The 21,081-nt window shown below is 45.0% G+C and carries 5 protein-coding genes; 3 read left to right on the top strand and 2 right to left on the bottom strand.

All coding sequences use genetic code 11. The features are described 5' to 3' along the window. Positions 1-3: 3 nt before the first annotated feature. A protein-coding gene (prfB, locus tag IPP77_01860; GenBank protein MBL0308465.1) for a peptide chain release factor 2 occupies positions 4-1,093 on the bottom strand; the annotation gives its coding sequence in 2 pieces (ribosomal slippage) (positions 4-1,044 and positions 1,046-1,093; 1,089 coding nt in all). Between the two features lie 68 nt (positions 1,094-1,161). After that, positions 1,162-1,524, bottom strand: coding sequence for a helix-turn-helix transcriptional regulator (locus IPP77_01855; protein MBL0308464.1), 363 nt, complete (start codon positions 1,522-1,524; stop codon positions 1,162-1,164). Between the two features lie 330 nt (positions 1,525-1,854). Here IPP77_01855 and IPP77_01850 point away from each other — a divergent pair, with 330 nt between their 5' ends. The 3 genes from IPP77_01850 (at position 1,855) to IPP77_01840 (ending at position 21,032) form a co-directional block, all read left to right on the top strand. Then, positions 1,855-2,805 carry a hypothetical protein gene (locus IPP77_01850; protein MBL0308463.1) on the top strand — a complete coding sequence of 317 codons (951 nt, stop codon included), beginning with the start codon at positions 1,855-1,857 and terminating at the stop codon, positions 2,803-2,805. 320 nt (positions 2,806-3,125) lie between these two features. Further along, the gene (locus IPP77_01845; GenBank protein ID MBL0308462.1) at positions 3,126-5,267 is read left to right on the top strand and encodes a hypothetical protein; all 2,142 of its coding nucleotides are present in this window, start codon (positions 3,126-3,128) and stop codon (positions 5,265-5,267) included. Between the two features lie 3,243 nt (positions 5,268-8,510). Next, positions 8,511-21,032: a gliding motility-associated C-terminal domain-containing protein gene (locus IPP77_01840; GenBank protein MBL0308461.1), complete on the top strand. Its 12,522-nt coding sequence runs from the start codon at positions 8,511-8,513 to the stop codon at positions 21,030-21,032. Positions 21,033-21,081 lie beyond the last annotated feature (49 nt).

Genomic DNA, 21,081 nt, shown 5'->3' with positions numbered 1-21,081 from the left:
CGTTTAAACCTTTTTAGTGGCTTGCAATAAATATGCCTTGATAAAAGCATCCAAATCGCCATCCAGCACGGCTTGAGGATTAGAAGTTTCATAGCCCGAGCGATTATCTTTCACCAATTTGTATGGATGCAAAACATAATTCCGGATTTGAGAACCCCATTCGTTTTTTCGTTTGGTTCCTTCTAATTTATCGCGAGCTTCGTTTTGCTTCTGCACTTCAATTTCGTAGAGCTTTGATTTCAACATTTGCAAAGCACGGTCGCGGTTGTCATGTTGCGAACGAGTGATTTGGCAGGTAACGACGATATTGGTCGGTAGGTGTTTCAAGCGCACCGCTGTTTCTACCTTGTTCACATTTTGCCCACCGGCACCGCTGGAGCGAAACGTGTCCCACTCTAATTCCGAAGGAGGAATCTTTATATCAATCGTATCATCGGCTAATGGATAAACAAACACCGATGCAAAAGAGGTCTGCCGCTTGCCTTGCGAATTGAAAGGAGAGATGCGCACCAACCGGTGCACCCCATTTTCTCCTTTCAGATAACCGTAAACAAATTCACCCTCAATCTCGATAGACACCGAGCGAATCCCGGCCACATCATCATTTGTTCTTTCTACTTCGGTCACTTTATATCCATGCTTCTCTGCCCACATCACGTACATGCGCATCAGCATTTCTGCCCAGTCGCAGCTTTCGGTGCCACCGGCACCGGCATTGATTTCGAGCACGGCGCTTAACTCATCCGAATGGTCGGTGAGCGTGGATCGAAATTCCAAATCATCGGTCGAATCCATAGACCGGTTGTAGGCTTCTTTCAATTCTACTTCGGTCGCTTCACCGGCTTCGAAGAATTCGCGAAGCACTACCGTGTCTTCATAAGTTTTCCAAGCCTCTTCAAAAGCCTTGATCCAGATTTTGTTGATTTTGATTTCCTTCAGCAGTTCTTCTGCTTTCTTAGGGTTGTTCCAGAACTCGGGGTGAGCGCTGGTGTATTCGTCTTGTTGTATTTTGAGTTTCCGGTTAGCGATGTCAAAGAAATCTCCTCAGCGCCTCTAAACGGCTCTTTATACTATTTATGTTTTCTGCAGTCATGATAAATTAAAGATTTGTTCCGGCGAATATAATAAACCGATAGAGAGCCTCACCGATCTAACGGGTTCTTAGCTTTTCCGGTTTTGTTTTTTCTCTATTTCTTCCATCTGCTGATAGAGTTCATTCATTTTATCCAAAGGCATTTCTTTGATTTTCGCAATCAGGTTCACCACGGTCGGGTTGCGCAGTTGCTGCATCGGATGGTTGGTAATGTCCGCCGCTTTGCCATCCGGTTGCCAAAAGAATAAATCATTTGGCGTGCAATACGCATGAAGACAAATCAACTCAATATGTTTTCGGTCAATCTTCTGTTGCTTGTTGCTCAACAGCTTTTGAGCTATGTTGTGTGTGATTCCCAGACCCTTCAGCCATGTGTGCGGGTTCTTGATACCTCGCGCTTGCAATAGCGGTTTTAATTTTAGTTTAATCATTGCCTTGTTTTTTGATGCTTGAATTTTATTTTACTACTCCTTACCCTTAATTTTCGTCCCAAAGATAATAAAAAGATGTTCAAATGAATACATTTTGTTCTAAAATGAATACTAGATATAATTTAATGAATACAGTTTGTAATTTAATAAATACTAATAGTAATAAAATGAATATACTTAGTTTCATTATGAATATAATTTGTGATTGAATGAATACACTTTATAACTAAATGAATAATACGCACTATTTATTGAGCTAGTGGTTTGATTATTCAGCTTTATTTTGCTTATTATTGCTTATAAGAATTTAAAAGCAATACTTTAAATCAAATGGATAATCATCAAGAAGATAAACTAGGCATGTATGAAAAGGTGAAAGCCTTTTTGACGCGGAATACTGCGGTGCTGGCTGGGGTAACTCAAATAGCGGCTTTGCAAACCCAACTCAGCGATGGCATAGACGCTATTATAGATGCTGCTATGGAAGCAACGGAAGACGATCGTGGTTTCACTGAACAAAAAAGTGATGAACGAAATGAACTGGAAGCGATCACGCTCAAGGTATTTCGGGCGCTCAGCGCCTATTGGGAAAGTACCGGTACCGATGCTTCACTTATATTGAAAGAATACCTTCCGTCTTCGTTGGATGCAATGCGCGATAATGATTTGGCTTTGACGGCATATCGGCTGCATATAGTAGCTGAACCGGTGGCTGCTTTCTTAACTGATTTCAACAGCGGACCGGCAGATGTGAATGAACTGAAAGCAACGTATGAACAGTTCTTTACCGACATTCCTCTTTCAAAAACAAAGACTGATGCGCGTCATGATGCAACCGGTGAGGTACAACGCTTGATGAAGCGAGTAGATAAGATACTGGATAAATTGGACATCTACCTGGCCACGTTTGCGGCGGTCAATATTTTCCTTTTTAATCAGTATGAAATGGCGCGAACGATTGACCATTCGCGAGGCAGCAAGGCTACTCTTCGTCGTGGCACGGTAGAGCCAAAAGCGGTGGAACCGGTAAAGTGGGCAGCGGGTGTTATCTCGGCAGATACTGTTTTGGAATTTTCAAACACTGGGAAAAGCGGCCCCATGATTTTTTATTTTTCTGCTGAACGATATGAGCTGCCGGGTAGCGGCTTGTCTATTTCACTCTCGGTCGGAAAAACTTTGACTAGAGCAGCAACACAACTGGGCTTCACGGCTACTCGCCGTTCGATGAATATTTTTAATGATGGTGTGCAGGAAGGAAATTGGCGAGTGCGAAAAATATAGGGTGACTACAAGTGCCTTTAGAACTTCGTAGATTTGATTATCAATAATTTATTGGAACGAAACGGACTGACACGGTCACAATTTCCTTCTGCATCAAAATCCATACACGTTCCAACTATCCTGTGAATAAGTATGCGGGAAGACGGATGGTTTATAGTGTTGGGAATCTAAATTTGTGCTTTGATAATTTTAACAGAAACTCTGACGAATAGTATGTAGTCGGAATTTCTAAAACAATAAAGAAGTTTCAAAGAATTTGTTTCTTAAAATTTAATGACTTTTTGACAGGAGAGTAACACACAAACAAAACAACTAGGAGAATGGAAGATTTTTACCGCACACCAAAAATCAAAGTTTCTGAATCAAGCCTTTCTAATCGTGTCGTTGAAACCAACGAGCCGGTTAGTTCATTCATACATATATATACAGCTACCGGAAATTCTAGTCCGATGATGAATCAATCCTTATTAAGCACCATCCAAAATTTTAAAAACATCCTTATGAAGAAAGTTAGACTTCAACCAAACTTGTCTTTTGTATTCGCGCTGATTATCTGTATGGCAACATTCGTTTTGCCGACTTATGTGCAGGGACAAGCTTCGCGAATACAAACTACTCAAACTACTTCGGCTGCCAATCAGGGCTATCTGGATGTTTTGAAGAAAAGTTTGAACACGATTTCTTTTGAAGAAAACAAAGGACAATGGGAACCGAACGTTTTGATGCAGGGGCATACGAACGTAGGTGAAATGGTGGTCAAGAAAGATCACCTTTATTTCTTCTCCTATTTAAAGAATGAACACGAAGGAGAAGAGGAAGAAGAAGAGGAGGAAGAAAACTATACCTATCAGGTTCATGGCTGGGGGATTTTCATGGATGGTCACAATCCGAACTACACGGTTGAAAAGCGGAATGAGTTTTCAACCAAGTACAATTATTTTATTGGACCCGATGCTTCACATCATGCGTCGGATGTTTCGGCTTATGGCGAAGTAGATTTGAAAGACATATATAATGGGATAGATCTTCGGATGTATAGCCAAGATAATAAAGTGATGGAGTTTGACTGGGTAGTAAAACCGGGCGCTAACTTCCGCGATATTAAAATGAGATTTAAAGGACAAGACAAACTGAGAATTGACGAAAAGGGAAATCTGTCGGTTAAAATTCGTTTTAACGAAGTGAAGTTTGATATACCGGAATCGTACCAGTTGATTAATGGAAAGAAAGTTCCGGTTCAGATGTCCTTTGCTTTAGATGGCGACGCTGCCATCTTTAAAGCAGAAGGGCCTATTGACGAGCGCTATCCTTTAATTATTGACCCGAGTTTGAAATGGGGAACTTGGGTGGACGGAGGCACCAATAGTTTTGATGAATATCTTTTTGCGGTAGATGTAGATGCAGCGGGTAATGTTTATTGTGGCGGAAATGTGAACGTACAATTTACCCGTTCATACGTTGGCGCGGCTATTTTCGGATATGACTCTATCTATAATGACGCAGGAACCAGTGGTGATGGCAATAACCGGGATGGCATGGTTTATGTATTGAGTAGCGATGGAACCAAAATGCTTCGGCTGACTTATTTCGGTAGTGCAAAGCCGGATGCTATTTACGGTTTGAGTTTGTCACCGGATAACAGCCGCGTATTTGTTTGCGGATATGTAGGGGGAGATTTCGCACAGCCTGTTGCTCCTGGCACTGCCGCTTTTGACGGAACCAGAACTGGGAATGATGGCTTTGTGGCAGCATTCAGTTCTAATTTGAGCACCTTATTATACTCCTCTTATCTTGGTGGTACCGGTTCCGACCGTATGGTCACTATTCGTGCTACCTCCAATACTGATTATGTAGTGGGAGGAAGGTTTGGCGCTAATTCCACCGGTACTCCCTCTTATTTGGTCAATGCTCCGGATGGATCTTATGATGGAGGAAATGATATGTACATCGCTCGGTTTACGGGATTGAACACCTTGGCGATGGGAACCTTTATAGGCGGAAGCGGCACGGACGATTTGAATGACCTTCAGATGTTTTCTGATGGGGCAGTCGCCTTTTGTGGTTACACGAACAGTTCGGTAGCAACATTTCCCGGTTTGGTAAATTCAGCGGGAGCCTATCCTACGGGTTCGGTTGACCAGGATGCCGTGGTGGGAGTGATTCCGGCGGCCGGAGGTAGCTTTTCGATGTTGAGCCGTATTGGAGGCAGTTCTGGTACCAACCAGTTTAACGGATTGACTATTGGCGCCAACGATACTATATATGTTACCGGATATACGCGGAGCGATAACCTTCCTTTAGGTTCTGATTCGCTTTCGAGATTTCGTTTCACTAAAATAGCGGAACCGGTAATGATGATGGAATTATTGGAAAACTGCCAAGAACAGGTAGAACCGGAGCAGGCAATCCCTGGAAGGCGACCTATTTCAGCGGTACAGGTAACGACCGTGGAAATACGATAAGATTATATGGTCAGGAATCAGCAGTAATGGTGTTTGGAGAAACAGGATCACAGCCTAAGACAGCAGGTAACCCAGATGGATTTCCGGTGAAGAATTTGGATTTAGCAGGTAATTCATTCTATGACAGTACATATAATGGCGGCACTTGGGATATTTTCTGGATAGCGTTGGAGACAAACCTGTCTAATAACTTATTCTGTACTTATGTAGGAGGAACTGACAATGATTATTTAGGAGAAACGGGTACTCCTGCGGGCAGTAACCACTTTGTGGTAGAAGGTGATACCTTGATTGTATTGGGAACAACGGTACACAGCACCTCACTTCAGCCGGCAGTCATTGGGCCTTTAAGTGGTCCGAACCAGGTTTTTGATATAAATAATTCGACTAACGGCGATGATATCCACTTGGTTTTCAAATGGCGTATTGGGGCGATCTTTACTTATGACCAGGGAGATGCACCTACGTCTTATGGCACCGGCAGACATAACATTGTTGGTAACCTTAGGATCGGTGCTTTGGAAGATGCAGAAGACTTTTATCCGGTTTCACCCGGAACGAGGGCAAATGTAGATGATCAATCAGATTTAGATGATGAAGATGGTATTCCGGGATCACAGATATTAATACAAGATACCGCCACCAAATATACTGTTACAATACCGGTTACGAACACCACCGGTTCTACAGCGATTGTAGCTGCATGGCTTGATCTCAACCGGAATGGAGTTTTTGATGCGGGCGAGGTGGATACGGTAAGAGTAGCCAACGGCGCTATTTCTGCTACCTTATCTTGGAATGGATTCAACTGGACATCAGGATCTATTGATACTTCCTATTTAAGAATAAGAATCAGCACAGACCCTTTGATGAATGTGGCGAACCCACCCAATAATGTGAACTACATAAATGGTGAGGTGGAAGATTATCTAGTGATCCGCTATCACTGCGTGAATCTGAACAACGCGAGTGTGGCCTTCCAAAACCCTTCCACTTGTTCGGGAAGCGATGGTTCTATTACCCTGTCGAACACCACTTTATTACCGAATACTCCTTATCAGGTAAAGTATAGACGCGGAGTTACTCCGGTGGGTCCTTTGTCTGTTACTACTAATGGTGTGGGGAATTTAGTGATACCAAATCTTATTGCAGGGTCTTATGACAGTATATGGGTGTTTCATGCGACCAACCCTGGATGCGGCGACACGATTAAGGGACCTTTTGTTTTAGTTGATCCACCGTCTCCACCAAAACCTACTATTTCCGTACTGCCCAATGATACTTTGTGCGCTGGTCAAAACATGCAGTTGACAGCGAACGGACAGGTGGGCTCTACCTTTAACTGGACGGGTCCGGGAGGATTTACGGCCAATAATACGGCGGTAGTAAACCGAAATAATGTAACCGTAGGTATGGGTGGTTTATATTCATTGACAGAAATCACTCTAGCCGGATGTACGGCCACGGTGGCAACCATAAATATCACAATTATCGCCACGCCGAATACTCCGACGGGAGTAACGGTATCTCCGAGTCCGGTATGTAGTGGAAACAGCATTACCTTATCCGCTACAGGTCAGGTTGGTGCCACGTTCACATGGACAACCCCTGATGGACCGGTATTGAATGGCAGTCCGGTAATCAGAAACAATGTAACCTTAGCGATGGCAGGTGTTTATAGTGTAACTCAGACCGTGAATGGATGTGCGTCGCCATCGGCGAACTCTGCTTCCTTAGTAGTGAATGCTACCCCGGCTGCACCAACTAGTTTGAATGCATCTGCGAACCCAATATGTACGGGTAATTCTGTAACGATAACGGCAAGCGGGCAAGTAGGCGCTTCCTTCACTTGGACGACCCCGGATGGGCTCAATCCGACGAACAATCCTTTAACAAGAAACAATGTAACACTGGCTATGGGCGGTAACTATACCGTGACCCAAACTGTGTTGGGCTGTCCTTCAGCCTCATCAGCGGCCCTTAACTTAGTAGTAACTTCCACCCCATCTGCACCAACCGGAGTAACGGTCTCTCCGAGTCCGGTATGTGCGGGCGATGATATTACGCTATCTGCCACAGGTATTGGCGGTGCTACTTTTACGTGGACTACCCCGGATGGACCTACCTTAAATGGCAATCCGGTAACCAGAAACAATGTAACGTTGGCGATGGCGGGAATATATAGTGTCACCCAAACGGTTACGGGCTGTACCTCCCCATCTGCTAATTCTGCCTCCTTAGTGGTGAATGCCAATCCATTAGCTCCAACTGGAGTAACGGTCTCTCCGACTCCGGTATGTACCGGAGACAGCATTACCTTATCTGCTACAGGTCAAGGTGGTGCCTCATTCACTTGGACGACACCGGATGGACCGATATTGAATGGCAAAGTGGTAGGAAGAAACAATGTAAGTTTAGCGATGGCAGGCGTATATAGTGTGACCCAAACAGTTACGGGCTGTACGTCACCATCGGCAAACTCCGCATCGTTAGTAGTCAATACTACCCCTGCTCCTCCAACCAGTTTAGATGCAACACCTAATCCAATCTGTACGGGTAATGATGTTACCCTGACGGCAAGCGGACAAGGTGGCGCTACATTTACTTGGACGACACCGGATGGACTTAATCCGACAGGCAATCCTTTAACAAGAAACAGTGTAACACTTGCTATGGGCGGTAACTATACCGTGATCCAAACGGTATTGGGTTGTAACTCAGCCCCTTCGGCGGCTTTGAACTTAGTAGTAACCCCTACCCCACTGGCACCAACCGGAGTAACGGTCTCTCCGAATCCTATCTGTACAGGAAATGATATTACGCTATCTGCTATAGGTCAAGGTGGTGCGACGTTCACTTGGACCACTCCGGATGGAGCTACCTTAAATGGTAATCCGGTAACCAGAAATAATGTAACCTTAGCGATGGCGGGGATATATAGTGTGACCCAAACGGTTACGGGCTGTACTTCACCATCCGCTAACTCTGCTTCTTTAGTAGTAAATGCTACTCCAACGGCTCCAACCAATGTAGCGGCAAATCCTAACCCACTGTGTGCCGGTCAAACGCTGACACTAAGTGCTGACGGAGATGTAGGAAACACGTTCAACTGGGGCGGTCCTAATGCCTTTACAGAGAGTGGCAATCCAATCAACAGAAACAATGTCAATGCTTCGATGGCGGGTAACTATACCGTGACTCCAGAGCAGTCCGGCAGGATGTACTTCGGCTGCTTCTTTATCGGTGAATGTAGTGGTCAATCCACTGCCATCGGTTACGGCAGGAAGTTCGAGTGCTTCGTATTGTGCCGGAACTACCATCCTGCTGACCTCGACTCCATCGGGAGGTACGCCGGGCTATACTTATGTGTGGTCAGGCCCTCAATCTTTTTCTAACTTAACTCAGAATCCAAGTATTTCTAATGCCACTACCTTGATGAGTGGTATATATCAGGTAGAATTGACAGATAACAATGGATGTACGGCCAGCGCTTCTACCAACTTTATTACGGTACAACCGGCATTGAGTGTAACAGCGGGTAGTAACTCTCCGGTCTGCGCCGGAGGAACAATCAATTTGAACTCTAGCCCCGGAGGTGGTACACCGACCTATACATTTACCTTATCAGGTCCATCATTCGCGAGTGGCTTACAGAATCCGGATATTACGAGTGCTGACTTATCAAAAGCGGGAACATATAATGTGACCATTACCGATGCGTTTGGATGCTCGGGAACTGCTACTACGAGTGTAACGGTGAACACGGGTGTGACAGCGAATGCAGGGACGGACAAAACGATTCCTTCGTGTAGTGTGTCCGGAGCGGTGTTAGGTGGATCTCCGACGGCAACGGGCGGAACTTCCCCTTACAGCTATGCATGGTCACCTCCTTCAGGATTAACATCTGATACGACGGCTAATCCATCAGTAGCCGGAATAGGCTCTCCGACCAATTATACGGTAACGGTTACCGATGCAAATGGTTGTAGTGCTTCCGATATTGTATTTGTAGATGTAACGGGTTCTTCACTTCAAGTATCTATAGCCCCGAATAACCCTACTTATTGGTGTGAAGGAGTAAGAGGTGCAGTTGGATTTGCAGCTATTCCTTCAGGCGGAACCACACCTTATAGCCTAAGTTGGATAGGACAATCTTTAAGCAAGGATACTGGAATTATTACGGTAGCTAGTCCCAACAGTGAAGGGGCTTATATATATTCTGTACTTATTACCGACGCGACAGGCTGCCAAGCAGGTAGTTCAATTTCTGTACGTGTATTCCCCGAAGTTGTAGCAGATGCGGGCAATCCGACTCATACGATATGTTCGGGAGAGAGTGTAACCCTAGGCGGTTCACCGACGGCATCTGGCGGCAGCTCTCCATTCACTTATTCTTGGAACAATGGGGCCTCACCGATAGCTAATCCGGTAGTAAATCCTTCGGGAACAACTGCTTATGTAGTGTTAGTGACTGACTCAAATGGATGTACATCCACTGCCAGCACTTCAGTTAATGTAAATTCAAAACCAGTGGTCAATGCCGGTTTGGATGTGGTACTTCCGGCTTGTAGTCCTACAGGAATTCAGTTAGGAGGCAGCCCAACGGCTTCCGGAGGAAGTGGCGGATCCTATACCTATACATGGTCTCCATCGGGTGGCTTGTCATCCACCAGTATATCCAATCCTGTGGTACAGGGACTAACAGCTTCAGACACCTATACGGTATTAGTGATTGACGGAAATTCATGTTCTGCCAGTGATGTGGTATCAGTAACATTATCCAACAGTCCACCGTTGGCAAGTATCAGTGCCAGTGGCAATACTTCTTGGTGTGCGAACAGCAGTAGCAGTGTCAATCTAACAGCAAGCGTATCAGGAGGCAATGGGCCTTTTGGATATAACTGGAGCGGTTCGAGCATTACACCGACGAACGCACAAGTAGCAACGGTGAATCCTGGAACTGCGGGTTCTTATAACTATTCAGTAACTATTACCGATGCGTCTAATTGTACGGCTTCAGCCACTCAAACGATTCAGGTACATAATACTCCACTTGCAAATGCACATATAGATACGGCAATTTGCTCTGGACAGAGTACTGTTCTGGGCGGTTCGCCGACGGCAAGTGGCGGTACGTCTCCTTATACTTATTCATGGAACAACGGAGCGTCACCGGTAGCTAATCCGATGGTCAGTCCAACGGCTATGACTGCTTATGCAGTATTAGTGACCGACTCAAATGGCTGTACAGCTACAGCTAGTACGACCGTCAACGTAAACAATAACCCGATAGCAAATGCAGGTACTGATGTAACACTACCTTTCTGTAGTCCTGGAGGAATCCAGATAGGCGGCAGTCCGACAGCATCTGTTGGAAGTGGTGGATCCTATATTTATGTATGGTCTCCAACGGGAGGAATATCCTCTACAAGCATATCCAATCCAATTGTACAGGGGATCACGGCTACAGAAACCTATACAGTAGTAGTTACTGATGGAAATTTATGTTCTGCCAGTGATGCGGTGTTAGTGACAGTGACCAATAGTCCGCCTTTGGCAAGCATAAGTGCTAGCGGCAATACTTCTTGGTGTGCGAACAGCGGCAGTAGTGTCAACCTGACTGCCAACATATCAGGAGGATCAACGGCCTCCGGCTATAGCTGGAGCGGATCAAACATGACAGCGACCAATACACAAATAGTAACCGTAAACCCAAATACAGTTGGGTCTTATATATATACGGTGACAGTGACCGATGCCTCTGGCTGTATAGCCAGCGCTTCGGCTACGATAACTGTTCACGCCAACCCACAGGCAAGCGCAGGAGTAGATACCGCTATCTGTGCGGGACAGAATGTAAACATTGGAGGCAGTCCTTCCGCAAGTGGTGGCACCGGACCTTATACCTACTCATGGAGTGTGGGTGGTACCTTGCCGGTCGCTAATCCTTTAGTAAGCCCTGCGGGAACCTCTACTTACATATTATTAGTAACAGATTTTAATGGTTGCACGAGTAATTCGAATGTGACCGTTATTGTCCGTCCGAACCCAGTAGTAAATGCAGGAACAGATGCACAGGTCAACGCATGTAGCGCAAGCTGTGTGATCCTCGGTGGCTCTCCGACGGCAACAGGCGGTGTGGGTCCATACACTTACTCATGGAATCCCTCGACCAATTTGAGTGCAACCGATATATCCAATCCGGAAGCCTGTGCTTTATTGGCATCTGCTACCTATACGGTAAAAGTGACGGATATCAACTTATGCACTGCGACAGATGCGGTGAACCTACTGGTTGTGCCAAGTTCCCTGACTGCTGAAGCAGGAGTAACCGATACGATATGTCGTTTTGCAGGAGCGAGTGTAAGATTGGGTGGTATTCCAACAGCAATGGGTGGATTCTTACCATATTCATACACTTGGTCACCGGACAGCACTCTGGATATTTCCGATCCGGCGAATCCTTTAGCATATCCATCACAAACAACGACCTACCATCTGACGGTTACCGATGCGAAAGGATGTCAGACGATTGATTCCGTAACCCTTTACGTATTCCCGTCACCGGTAGCAGATGCCGGAGCAGATACCTCAGTTTGTGCGGGACAGGGAATAGCACTGGGAGGAACGAATGTAGCAACGGGAGGTACAGGAGCTTATAGCTATACTTGGTCACCGAGCATTGGATTAAGCAATGCATTTATTGAACGACCTACGGCAACCCCTTCCAACTCGACGAGCTATACGCTGACGATAACAGATGGTTTAGGTTGCACAGCAACAGATGACATTTTAGTTGCGGTTCGTCCTAACCCGGTGGCACAAGCAGGCGCAGACAAATCGTTGAGCTTATGTTCTGGGGACAGCATTACGATTGGTGACAATCCGGCGGCGACAGGCGGAACGGGTGCCTACTCATACAGTTGGTCACCTGGTACGGCATTGAGCGCTACCAATATAGCTAACCCGACAGTTAAAGGCTTAGCAACAACGACGGTTTATGGATTGACAGTTACAGATGCAAGCGGATGTTCATCGGTTGATTTTGTAACGGTGAATGTGGTCACCACTACCTTATCGGTAGATGCGGGCGAAGACAAAGAAGTATGTTCTGGCAACTGCGTTCAGTTGGGATCCTTCCCGACAGTAGTTGGCGGAATTCCACCATACACATATAGCTGGACAGGAGGTTCATTAAGCAGCAACAGCACATCAAATCCGGTAGCATGTAATCAGAGCAGTGAGAACTACACAGTTACGGTAACAGACAGCAAGGGCTGTACGGCTACGGATGCAGTATTTGTGACGATTAATCCGAAGCCGGTGGCGAATGCGGGTGTAGATACGAATGTATGTAGCGGCAAGACCGTGATAATTGGCGGCAGCCCAAGTGCTTCGTCTGGCACAGTTCCATACACCTACAGTTGGGATCCAAGCCTTGGCCTAAGCTCGTCGAGTGTATCCAATCCAGGGGCATCTCCTACGGTGGTGACTACCTATCAGTTGGTGGTGACCGATAGCAAAGGTTGTGCGCACTCTGATGACATTACCGTTACCCCTAGTCCTAATCCGATAGCGGATGCAGGACCGGATAAATCAATTTCTATTTGCCCGGGTGATAGTATCCAGATAGGCGGAACACCTGCCAGTTCTGGAGGAACCGGGACCTTGACTTGCGTATGGAGCCCGATAAATGGCCTGAGTGATCCAGCATTATGCAATCCATCCATAAATGGAATTTTTTCACCTATACTGTATACACTTAATGTAATAGATTCGAAAGGTTGTACTGCAACTGACTTAGTTTTGGTAAGCATTACACCAAATACGTTAGCAGCCGAAGCCGGACAGAACAGTGCAATTTGCGCAGATAGAACAGTAGGTGTTACGTTGGGAGGATCCCCAACTGCCACCGGTGGTTTTGTTCCGTATTCTTATTCCTGGTCTCCGAATGGTGGAACACTGGATTTAACCAATCCAGCCAATCCAATTGCGCTGCCGCTTTCGACAACAAAGTACTACGTTACAATTACTGATAGTAAAGGCTGTAGTTCAGTTGACTCTGTTACAGTTACGATTAATCCAGTACCGCTTGCTAACGCTGGCATGGATACCGCGATATGTGCTGGTTCTCAGACAACATTAGGGACTGGCACAGGAATACCCGGTAATACTTATGCATGGTCTCCTGGTATTGGTCTAAACAGTACCAGTATATCTAATCCTACTGCAGGGCCGTCTACAACAACGAATTATTCATTAACGGTTACATATCCTACCGGATGTACGGCTGCGGATAATGTTCTTGTTACGGTTCGGGCCAATCCGACTGCTGATGCGGGAGTTGATAAATCTCTAATTGCTTGCCCATCGGATAGTGTCCAAATTGGTGGCTCTCCTTCTGGAAATGGCGGAGGTGGAGGGTTAGTGTGCGCGTGGTCTCCTAATAACGGACTAAGCAGTTCCTCATCCTGTAATCCTTATGTCAAAAATCTAATTGCTCCAATCACTTACACTTTGGTTGTTACAGACCAATTTGGATGTATTGGGTCTGATCAGGTACTGGTAAGACTTGTCAATAGTAACATGACCGCCTATGCTGGTAATGATGGATTCTTGTGTGAAGGTTCGCTAGGGTCAATCAGCTTAGGAGCGAATCCTACGGTGGTAGGAGGGACGCCATCTTATACTTATTCATGGACCCCTACATTGGGACTAAGCAACTCATCAGTTGCTAATCCATCGGCAAGCCCACTGAATACAACTACTTATGTTGTCGTTGTTACGGATGCAAGTGGTTGTAGTGCATTTGATTCAGTTAAAGTTACAATTAACCCTCGACCGCTAGCTGATGCTGGTGTGGACAACGAAATTTGTGCTGGTTTTTGTTCCGTTATTGGAGGAACTCCCGCGGCTTCTGGAGGCTCACCGGCTTATCAATATACTTGGTCGCCTTCTCTTGGGCTAAATGCAATAAACATTGCGAACCCGACTGCTTGTCCGGTTAATTCTACCGTTTACTCTTTGACCGTTACGGATGCCAATGGCTGTCATTCTAGCGATAATTTACTATTAACTGTAAATCAAAATCCGTTGGCAAATGCCGGACCTGATAAATCAATTTTAAGCTGTCCTGGAGATAGTATACAGATTGGTGGCACACCTGCGAGTTCTGGTGGTACTGGTGCTTTAATTTGTGCTTGGAGTCCTGGAGCCGGTTTAAGTAGTGCAAGTGCATGTAATCCATATTTGAAGGGATTAAATAGCTCCGGATTTTATTCATTAACAGTTACAGATTCTAAAGGATGTCAATCAACAGATGTAATGTTGGCTACCGTGACCACCAGCAATCTATCTGCTGAGGCGGGCCAGGATGGCGCTATTTGTTCAGGAAGTATTGCAGGATTTACTCTGGGAGGTATTCCAACTGCTGTGGGCGGTTCTCCAACGTATTCGTACTCATGGTCGCCTAGTGGTACTTTGGATTTGACAAATCCGGCAAACCCAATTGCCCATCCGGTTAGTACTACCAAATACTTTGTGACGGTAACAGATAGTAAGGGTTGTTCGGCTGTAGATTCTGTAATGGTTACAGTAAATCCTCTGCCCGTTGTTGATGCAGGTTTGGATACTGCTATATGTAATGGCTCTCAGGTAATCTTGGGAACCGGTAGCGGAATACCAGGGTATAGCTACACATGGTCTCCTGCTGCTGGATTAAGTAGTACAAGTGCGTCGAATCCAGTTGCAAATCCAACGATTACAACAAACTATACTTTGGTTGTAATTAATTTGAATGGATGCTCTGCTACAGATAATGTACTTTTAACTGTTCGTCCAAATCCTGTTGCCAATGCTGGTGTAGACAAAACGCTAGTAGCTTGCTCTGGAGATAGTGTACAAATAGGCGGTTCTCCTTCTGGAAGCGGTGGTAGTGGTGGATTAATATGCTCTTGGTCTCCGTCGGGAGGACTGAGCAGCGCTACATCATGTAACCCTTATGTTAAAAATCTGGGTTCTTCTGCAACATATACATTGCAAGTTACTGACCAGTTTGGATGTTCTAATTTTGATCAGGTAATAGTAAATGTTGCGAACAGTAACATGACGGCTTATGCAGGTAACAGTGTATCGTTCTGTGCGGGATCTTCCGTTTCGGTAGCTTTAGGGGGTAATCCGACCGTTATAGGAGGAAGTCCTGGATATATCTATGCTTGGACTCCGACAGTTGGCTTGACCAATGCCACCGCTGCTAATCCTATTGCCAGTCCTAATAGTACAACTACTTATCAAGTTGTAGTAACGGACGCAAGTGGTTGTATAGCCACAGATTCCGTGCGTATTACAATTAACCCACGTCCTAGTGTAAATGCGGGTGCTACAGATACTTTATGTTCCGGCACATGTAAAACGCTCGGTGGGGTACCTACTGCTTCTGGGGGAACTGGTAGCAATTATACATACAACTGGACTCCTACGAATTTCTTATCAGCAAACAACGTCGCAAATCCTGTGGCATGTCCTACAAGTAACGTTACTTACACATTGACTGTGTTAGACTCTCTTAATTGCAGCAATAGTGCGATCGTAACTATTATTGTAAACCCAAACCCAATTGCCGATGCGGGTCTAGACCGAGTCACAGTTTCATGTCCTAGAGCTTGTACTACCATTGGTGGATCCCCTGCAGCATCTGGAGGATCAAGTCCATACACATATTCTTGGTCGCCTCAAACTGGTTTGGGTAACAATTCATCTTCCAATCCATTTGTATGCAATTTAAGTTCGTCGCAGACTTATACGGTTGTAGTAACCGATAAAAACGGATGTACGGCTCAAAATGATGTATTGGTGCAGGTTTTACCCTCTACTTTAACAGCAGACGCAGGTTTGGATAAAAGTGTTTGCATAGGTCAAAACTCTCCGGTGATTATTGGTGGTAGTCCTACAGTGTCTGGAGGACAATCTCCATATTCAATTGATTGGTCCCCTTCGGCTGGCATTCTTAATTCAACTTTTATTGCGAACCCTTTGGCCAATCCAGCGATGACGACGGTATATACTGTTCTGGTTCAAGATGCAAATGGTTGTGAAGCCATAGATTCTATGACCGTTGCTGCCAACCCTTCGATAACTGCATCTGTCGGTCTTGACACTTCAATTTGCCAAGGAGGAAATGCTCGTCTCGGTGGTAATCCTACCGCAGGAGGTGGAACGCCAGCATTTACATATAGCTGGTCTCCCGGTAGTGGACTGAATAATAATACCACTTCAAATCCGATAGCGAATCCGCTTGTTACCAGCACTTATTGCGTGACTATTACAGATGTCGCAGGATGCTCGGCTTCAGCTTGCCAGACAATAAACGTCAGTCAGTCAATAATCGCTAACGCCGGTTCTGATCAATCTATGATTAGCTGTCCTGGTTCGTTTGTCATCCTAGGATCTTCTCCAACAGGCTCTGGTGGTTCTGGTAATTATTCATATCAATGGTCTCCATCAGCTAATCTAAATGGTTCAACTATTCCCAATCCGATAGTTACAGGATTGACGGTGACCACTAGTTTTAGTGTAACGGTTACCGACAATGCGACCGGGTGCATTGCTATTGATGAAGCTAAAGTCACTGTTAATCCATCTAATCTTACAGTTGATGCTGGTTTGGACAAAACATATTGCGTCAATAGTAGCACATGTATAAATATTGGGGGAACGCCTTCAGCGCAAGGCGGGCAACTTCCTTATGCTTACCAATGGGCTCCGGTTCCTGGGTTAAATAATCCATTTATCGCCAACCCATGTGCCTCTCCGTTAACTACTACACGGTATTATTTGACTGTTACCGATGCTTTGGGTTGCAACATCTCCGATTCTATGGACCTATTTGTAAGTCCGCTGATAATTGTTGACGCTGGCAAAGATACCCTGACCTGTAACCGCACCTCGGTAATGCTCGGGGGAAATTCTGTTGCCACCGGTGGTACCGGAGCTTATTCATATACATGGAGTCCCTCTTTATTCCTGATTCCAAATTCCAATGTGGCTCACCCGGTTGCCCAAAATATCACATCAAATATTTCCTATACGCTGACTGTTAAAGATTCATTGGGATGTTCATCTACTGATGATATTAGCATATCTCTTCGTGCTCTTCCCTCTGCATTTGCAGGACCGGATGCAACAATTTTTGCTTGTAGCTTTGACAGTGCAATAATAGGTGGCTCACCTACAGCCTCAGGAACTGTTGGCCCATATACCTACGCTTGGGATCCTCCATTTGATATATCCCTCAGTTGTAATAGCTGTGCAAATCCTGTGGTTAAAAACTTGGGATTCCAGACTAACTTCTGCGTAATTGTTACGGATAGCTTTGGTTGTAAATCAGATCCGGATTGTGCTGTTGTAACTGTCCTTCCAAATACGGTCAATGTTGATGCAGGGTTTAATTTGCCTTCGCTTTGTTCAAACAATTTAGGTTGTGTAACATTAGGAGGTTCGATTCCTGTCTCTGGAGGGGTAGGTCCATACACACTACAATGGTTAGGAGACGTAAGTAATCCTACAGCTCCGCACCCTCAAGCTTGTCCCACAACTAGTTCTACCTATCGTTTAATTGGTACAGATTCGAAGGGATGCCAAGCCATAGATACAGTTAGGGTAATTGTAAATGATCCTCCTGTGGCAAGTATTTCTGGGCTCAATTCTCAATATTGTATTTCTGCTGGTGATGTGGTTATTTCTGGTATTCCTTCGGGAGGAACTTTTACTACTATCCCCGGATTGTTTGGTAACACCTTTAGACCATCAGCCGCAGGTGTAGGTAACTGGTGTATTAAATATACCTACACTAATCCGCTGACGAATTGTTCTGACGATACTACTATCTGTATAACGGTCAGTCCTCTTCCTGTAGTAAGTATTGCGGGCAATGCACCAAACTATTGTCTGTATGAACCAGCCGTAACATTAACTGGCAGTCCCGCAGGTGGAGTATTCTCTGGTCGTGGAATCAACGCTTCAGGTACCTTTACTCCTGCAAGTGCCGGTGTTGGACAAGATACAATTACATATACTTATACGGATTCACTAACACTTTGCTCTAATACCACGAATGTCGTCATCAACGTCAAAAGTGCACCAACTCTTGATTTGACGGCATCAAAGCAATCTGTATGCTCAGGTAGTGCAGTGGTCATTACACCATCGTATAGTTTGGATGTTTCTAATATCATTTGGACTCGATTAGATGGAAGTAGTATTGGTGGTGGAACGGGACCGATTACAGTGACCCCAACCGGAACTCAATATTGTGTGGTTGCTACCGCTATCAATTCTCCGAACCAATGTCTTACCCGTGATACTATTTGCATAGACATAAATGCTCTTCCTTCTATTTCTGTAGTTGGATTCCCAACAACGTATTGTCTGAATCAACCACCAATTTTCTTAGTTGGTTCTCCGGCTGGTGGGGTATTTACAGGTTCTGGAATTTTTAATGGAGCGTTTAATCCTGCTATCACTGGTATTGGCAATTGGTGTATAAAATATACCTACACGCAACCCATTACAGGTTGTATCGGTGACACTACTGTGTGCATTGCAGTTAATGCTCCTCCAAGTGTTTCTATTACAGGAAACTTGCCCGGCTATTGCAGGTATGATGTAGATCAAACTTTTATTGGAACGCCATCCGGTGGTGCATTTAGTGGACCGGGGATGAGTTCTACCGGAACATTCACTCCGGCAAGTGCTAATGTTGGTCAGAATGTAATTACCTATACTTATACTGATACATTGACGCATTGCTTCAATTCAGCAACGATTAATGTTGAAATTAAACCAGCTCCTTCACTCAGTTTAGCTGCTTCTCAGGATTCAGTCTGTGGAGGTACTCCAATTAGCATCACTGCTAATTATGGAGTAGATGTGACAAATGTATTCTGGTATAATAGTGGTGGCAATTTATTAGGTACTGGTGTCAATCCGCTTATAGTCAATCCGGCTGGAGTAGACTTCTGTGTTTCAGCAAGAGTGGTTAGCAGTAACCTATGTATCACCCGGGATACCATTTGTATTCACGTTACGCAAGCACCAGAGGCGAATGATGACACGGTTAGTACTTGTGAAGAGATTCCTGTTTCTGTGAACGTGTTGGCAAATGATTCGAACTTTGAAAGTTCCATTGCGACCATTGTAATTGTCCGTCAAGGACACGGTGCTGCTACGGTTTCCGGGAATACGGTTAACTACCGACCAAATACCAATTTCAATGGTAAAGATACAGTCACATACCGAGTCTGTACCAAGAACTGTAACAACGCATGTGACACTGCGAACATATACATTGATGTATGTCCGATTAACGATCCGCCGGTGGCTGGAGACGATGTGTTTATGATATGTTCAGATACATTGGTGATGAATGTATTAAGCAATGATGCTGATGTGGATGTTGGAGATTCAATTCGGGTAACCGCTATTCCATGTATGCCTAAATTTGGAACAGCAACTATTAATGAAAACGGAACTATTTCTTATGTCGCTGGTACTGGTCTTACCACCCTTCATCCAGACACGTTCTGCTATGCAATATGCGACAATGGAAGTCCGCAATTGTGTGATACCGGCAAGATAGTCGTCGCGCTTTGCAGATACATTGATGCCAGACCTGATACCGTTCTGATATGTCGTGATGAAGAAGTAACATTATCTGTACTTCGTAATGATACCGTTTCAAATGGCAATAAGCTTATTATTACGAACGTAACGATCTTTATATCGGGTACGTTGGGTGCCATTACATTCATCGGTACAGATGAAATTAAATTCTTGCCTAACGGTAAAGTAGGAACCGTCCGGTTCCAGTATTACATGTGTGATGATGGCGCACCTCGTATGTGTGATACTTCTTACATCGTAATTAATATCCGGGATTGTCCTCCTCCGGTATTGGATACAATTTATGATACTACCTTCGTGAACACCATTGACACGGTTTGTATCGGAGATTTCGTATTCTCATTACCTCTTTGGAAGATACAATCAATATGTGATCCACGAAACGGAACCGCAGAGATTATAGATTCGGCCTGCTTTACTTACACTCCGGATGAGCAATTCAAAGGTGATGATACGTTCTGCATCGTTGTTTGTAATGAGTTTGGCTGCGATACCTCAGTGGTAATCATGACTGTTCTGGATACAATCATCCTAGCGGTACCTGAACCTTGTGATATTGATACCACCAGTGCAAATAAGCCGGTGACTGTAAATCCGCTGGCTAACGATATAATACCTTTAGCTGGAGATACCGTGATAACCATAGTCAGCGATCCTGAACATGGTGTGGCAGTGGTTAATGAAGATCATACAGTAACCTACACTCCGAATAATGAATACAAGGGCGATGAACACTTCACCTACATGGTTTGTGCAGTGACGGGTACCTACCTCTATTGTGATACCGCGGATATTTGTATCACTGTACTTGGGCCGTGCTTCATTCCGAATGCGTTCTCTCCTAACGGGGATGAATACAATCCGATATTCCAGATACCGTGCAACGATGATTATCCGAAGGCAGAACTTCGTGTATTCAACCGATGGGGTATTGAAGTATGGAACAGTCAAGGGCCTTACCAAAACGATTGGGATGGTCACAACATGCAAGGAGTTGCGTTGCCGGATGGTACTTACTATATCATCTATTCATACAACGACGGTACAGGCAAGCGCGAATCCAAATACGTAGTAATACACAGATAAAAGACGGAAAAGCATCGCACCGGTAACGGCGCGATGCTTTCACAAAAGA

This window comes from Bacteroidota bacterium, from assembly GCA_016722375.1.
Classification (GTDB): domain Bacteria; phylum Bacteroidota; class Bacteroidia; order Chitinophagales; family LD1; genus Bog-950.
The sequence above is the reverse complement of the archived record's forward strand: the minus strand, read 5'-3'. Positions and strand labels throughout refer to the sequence as shown.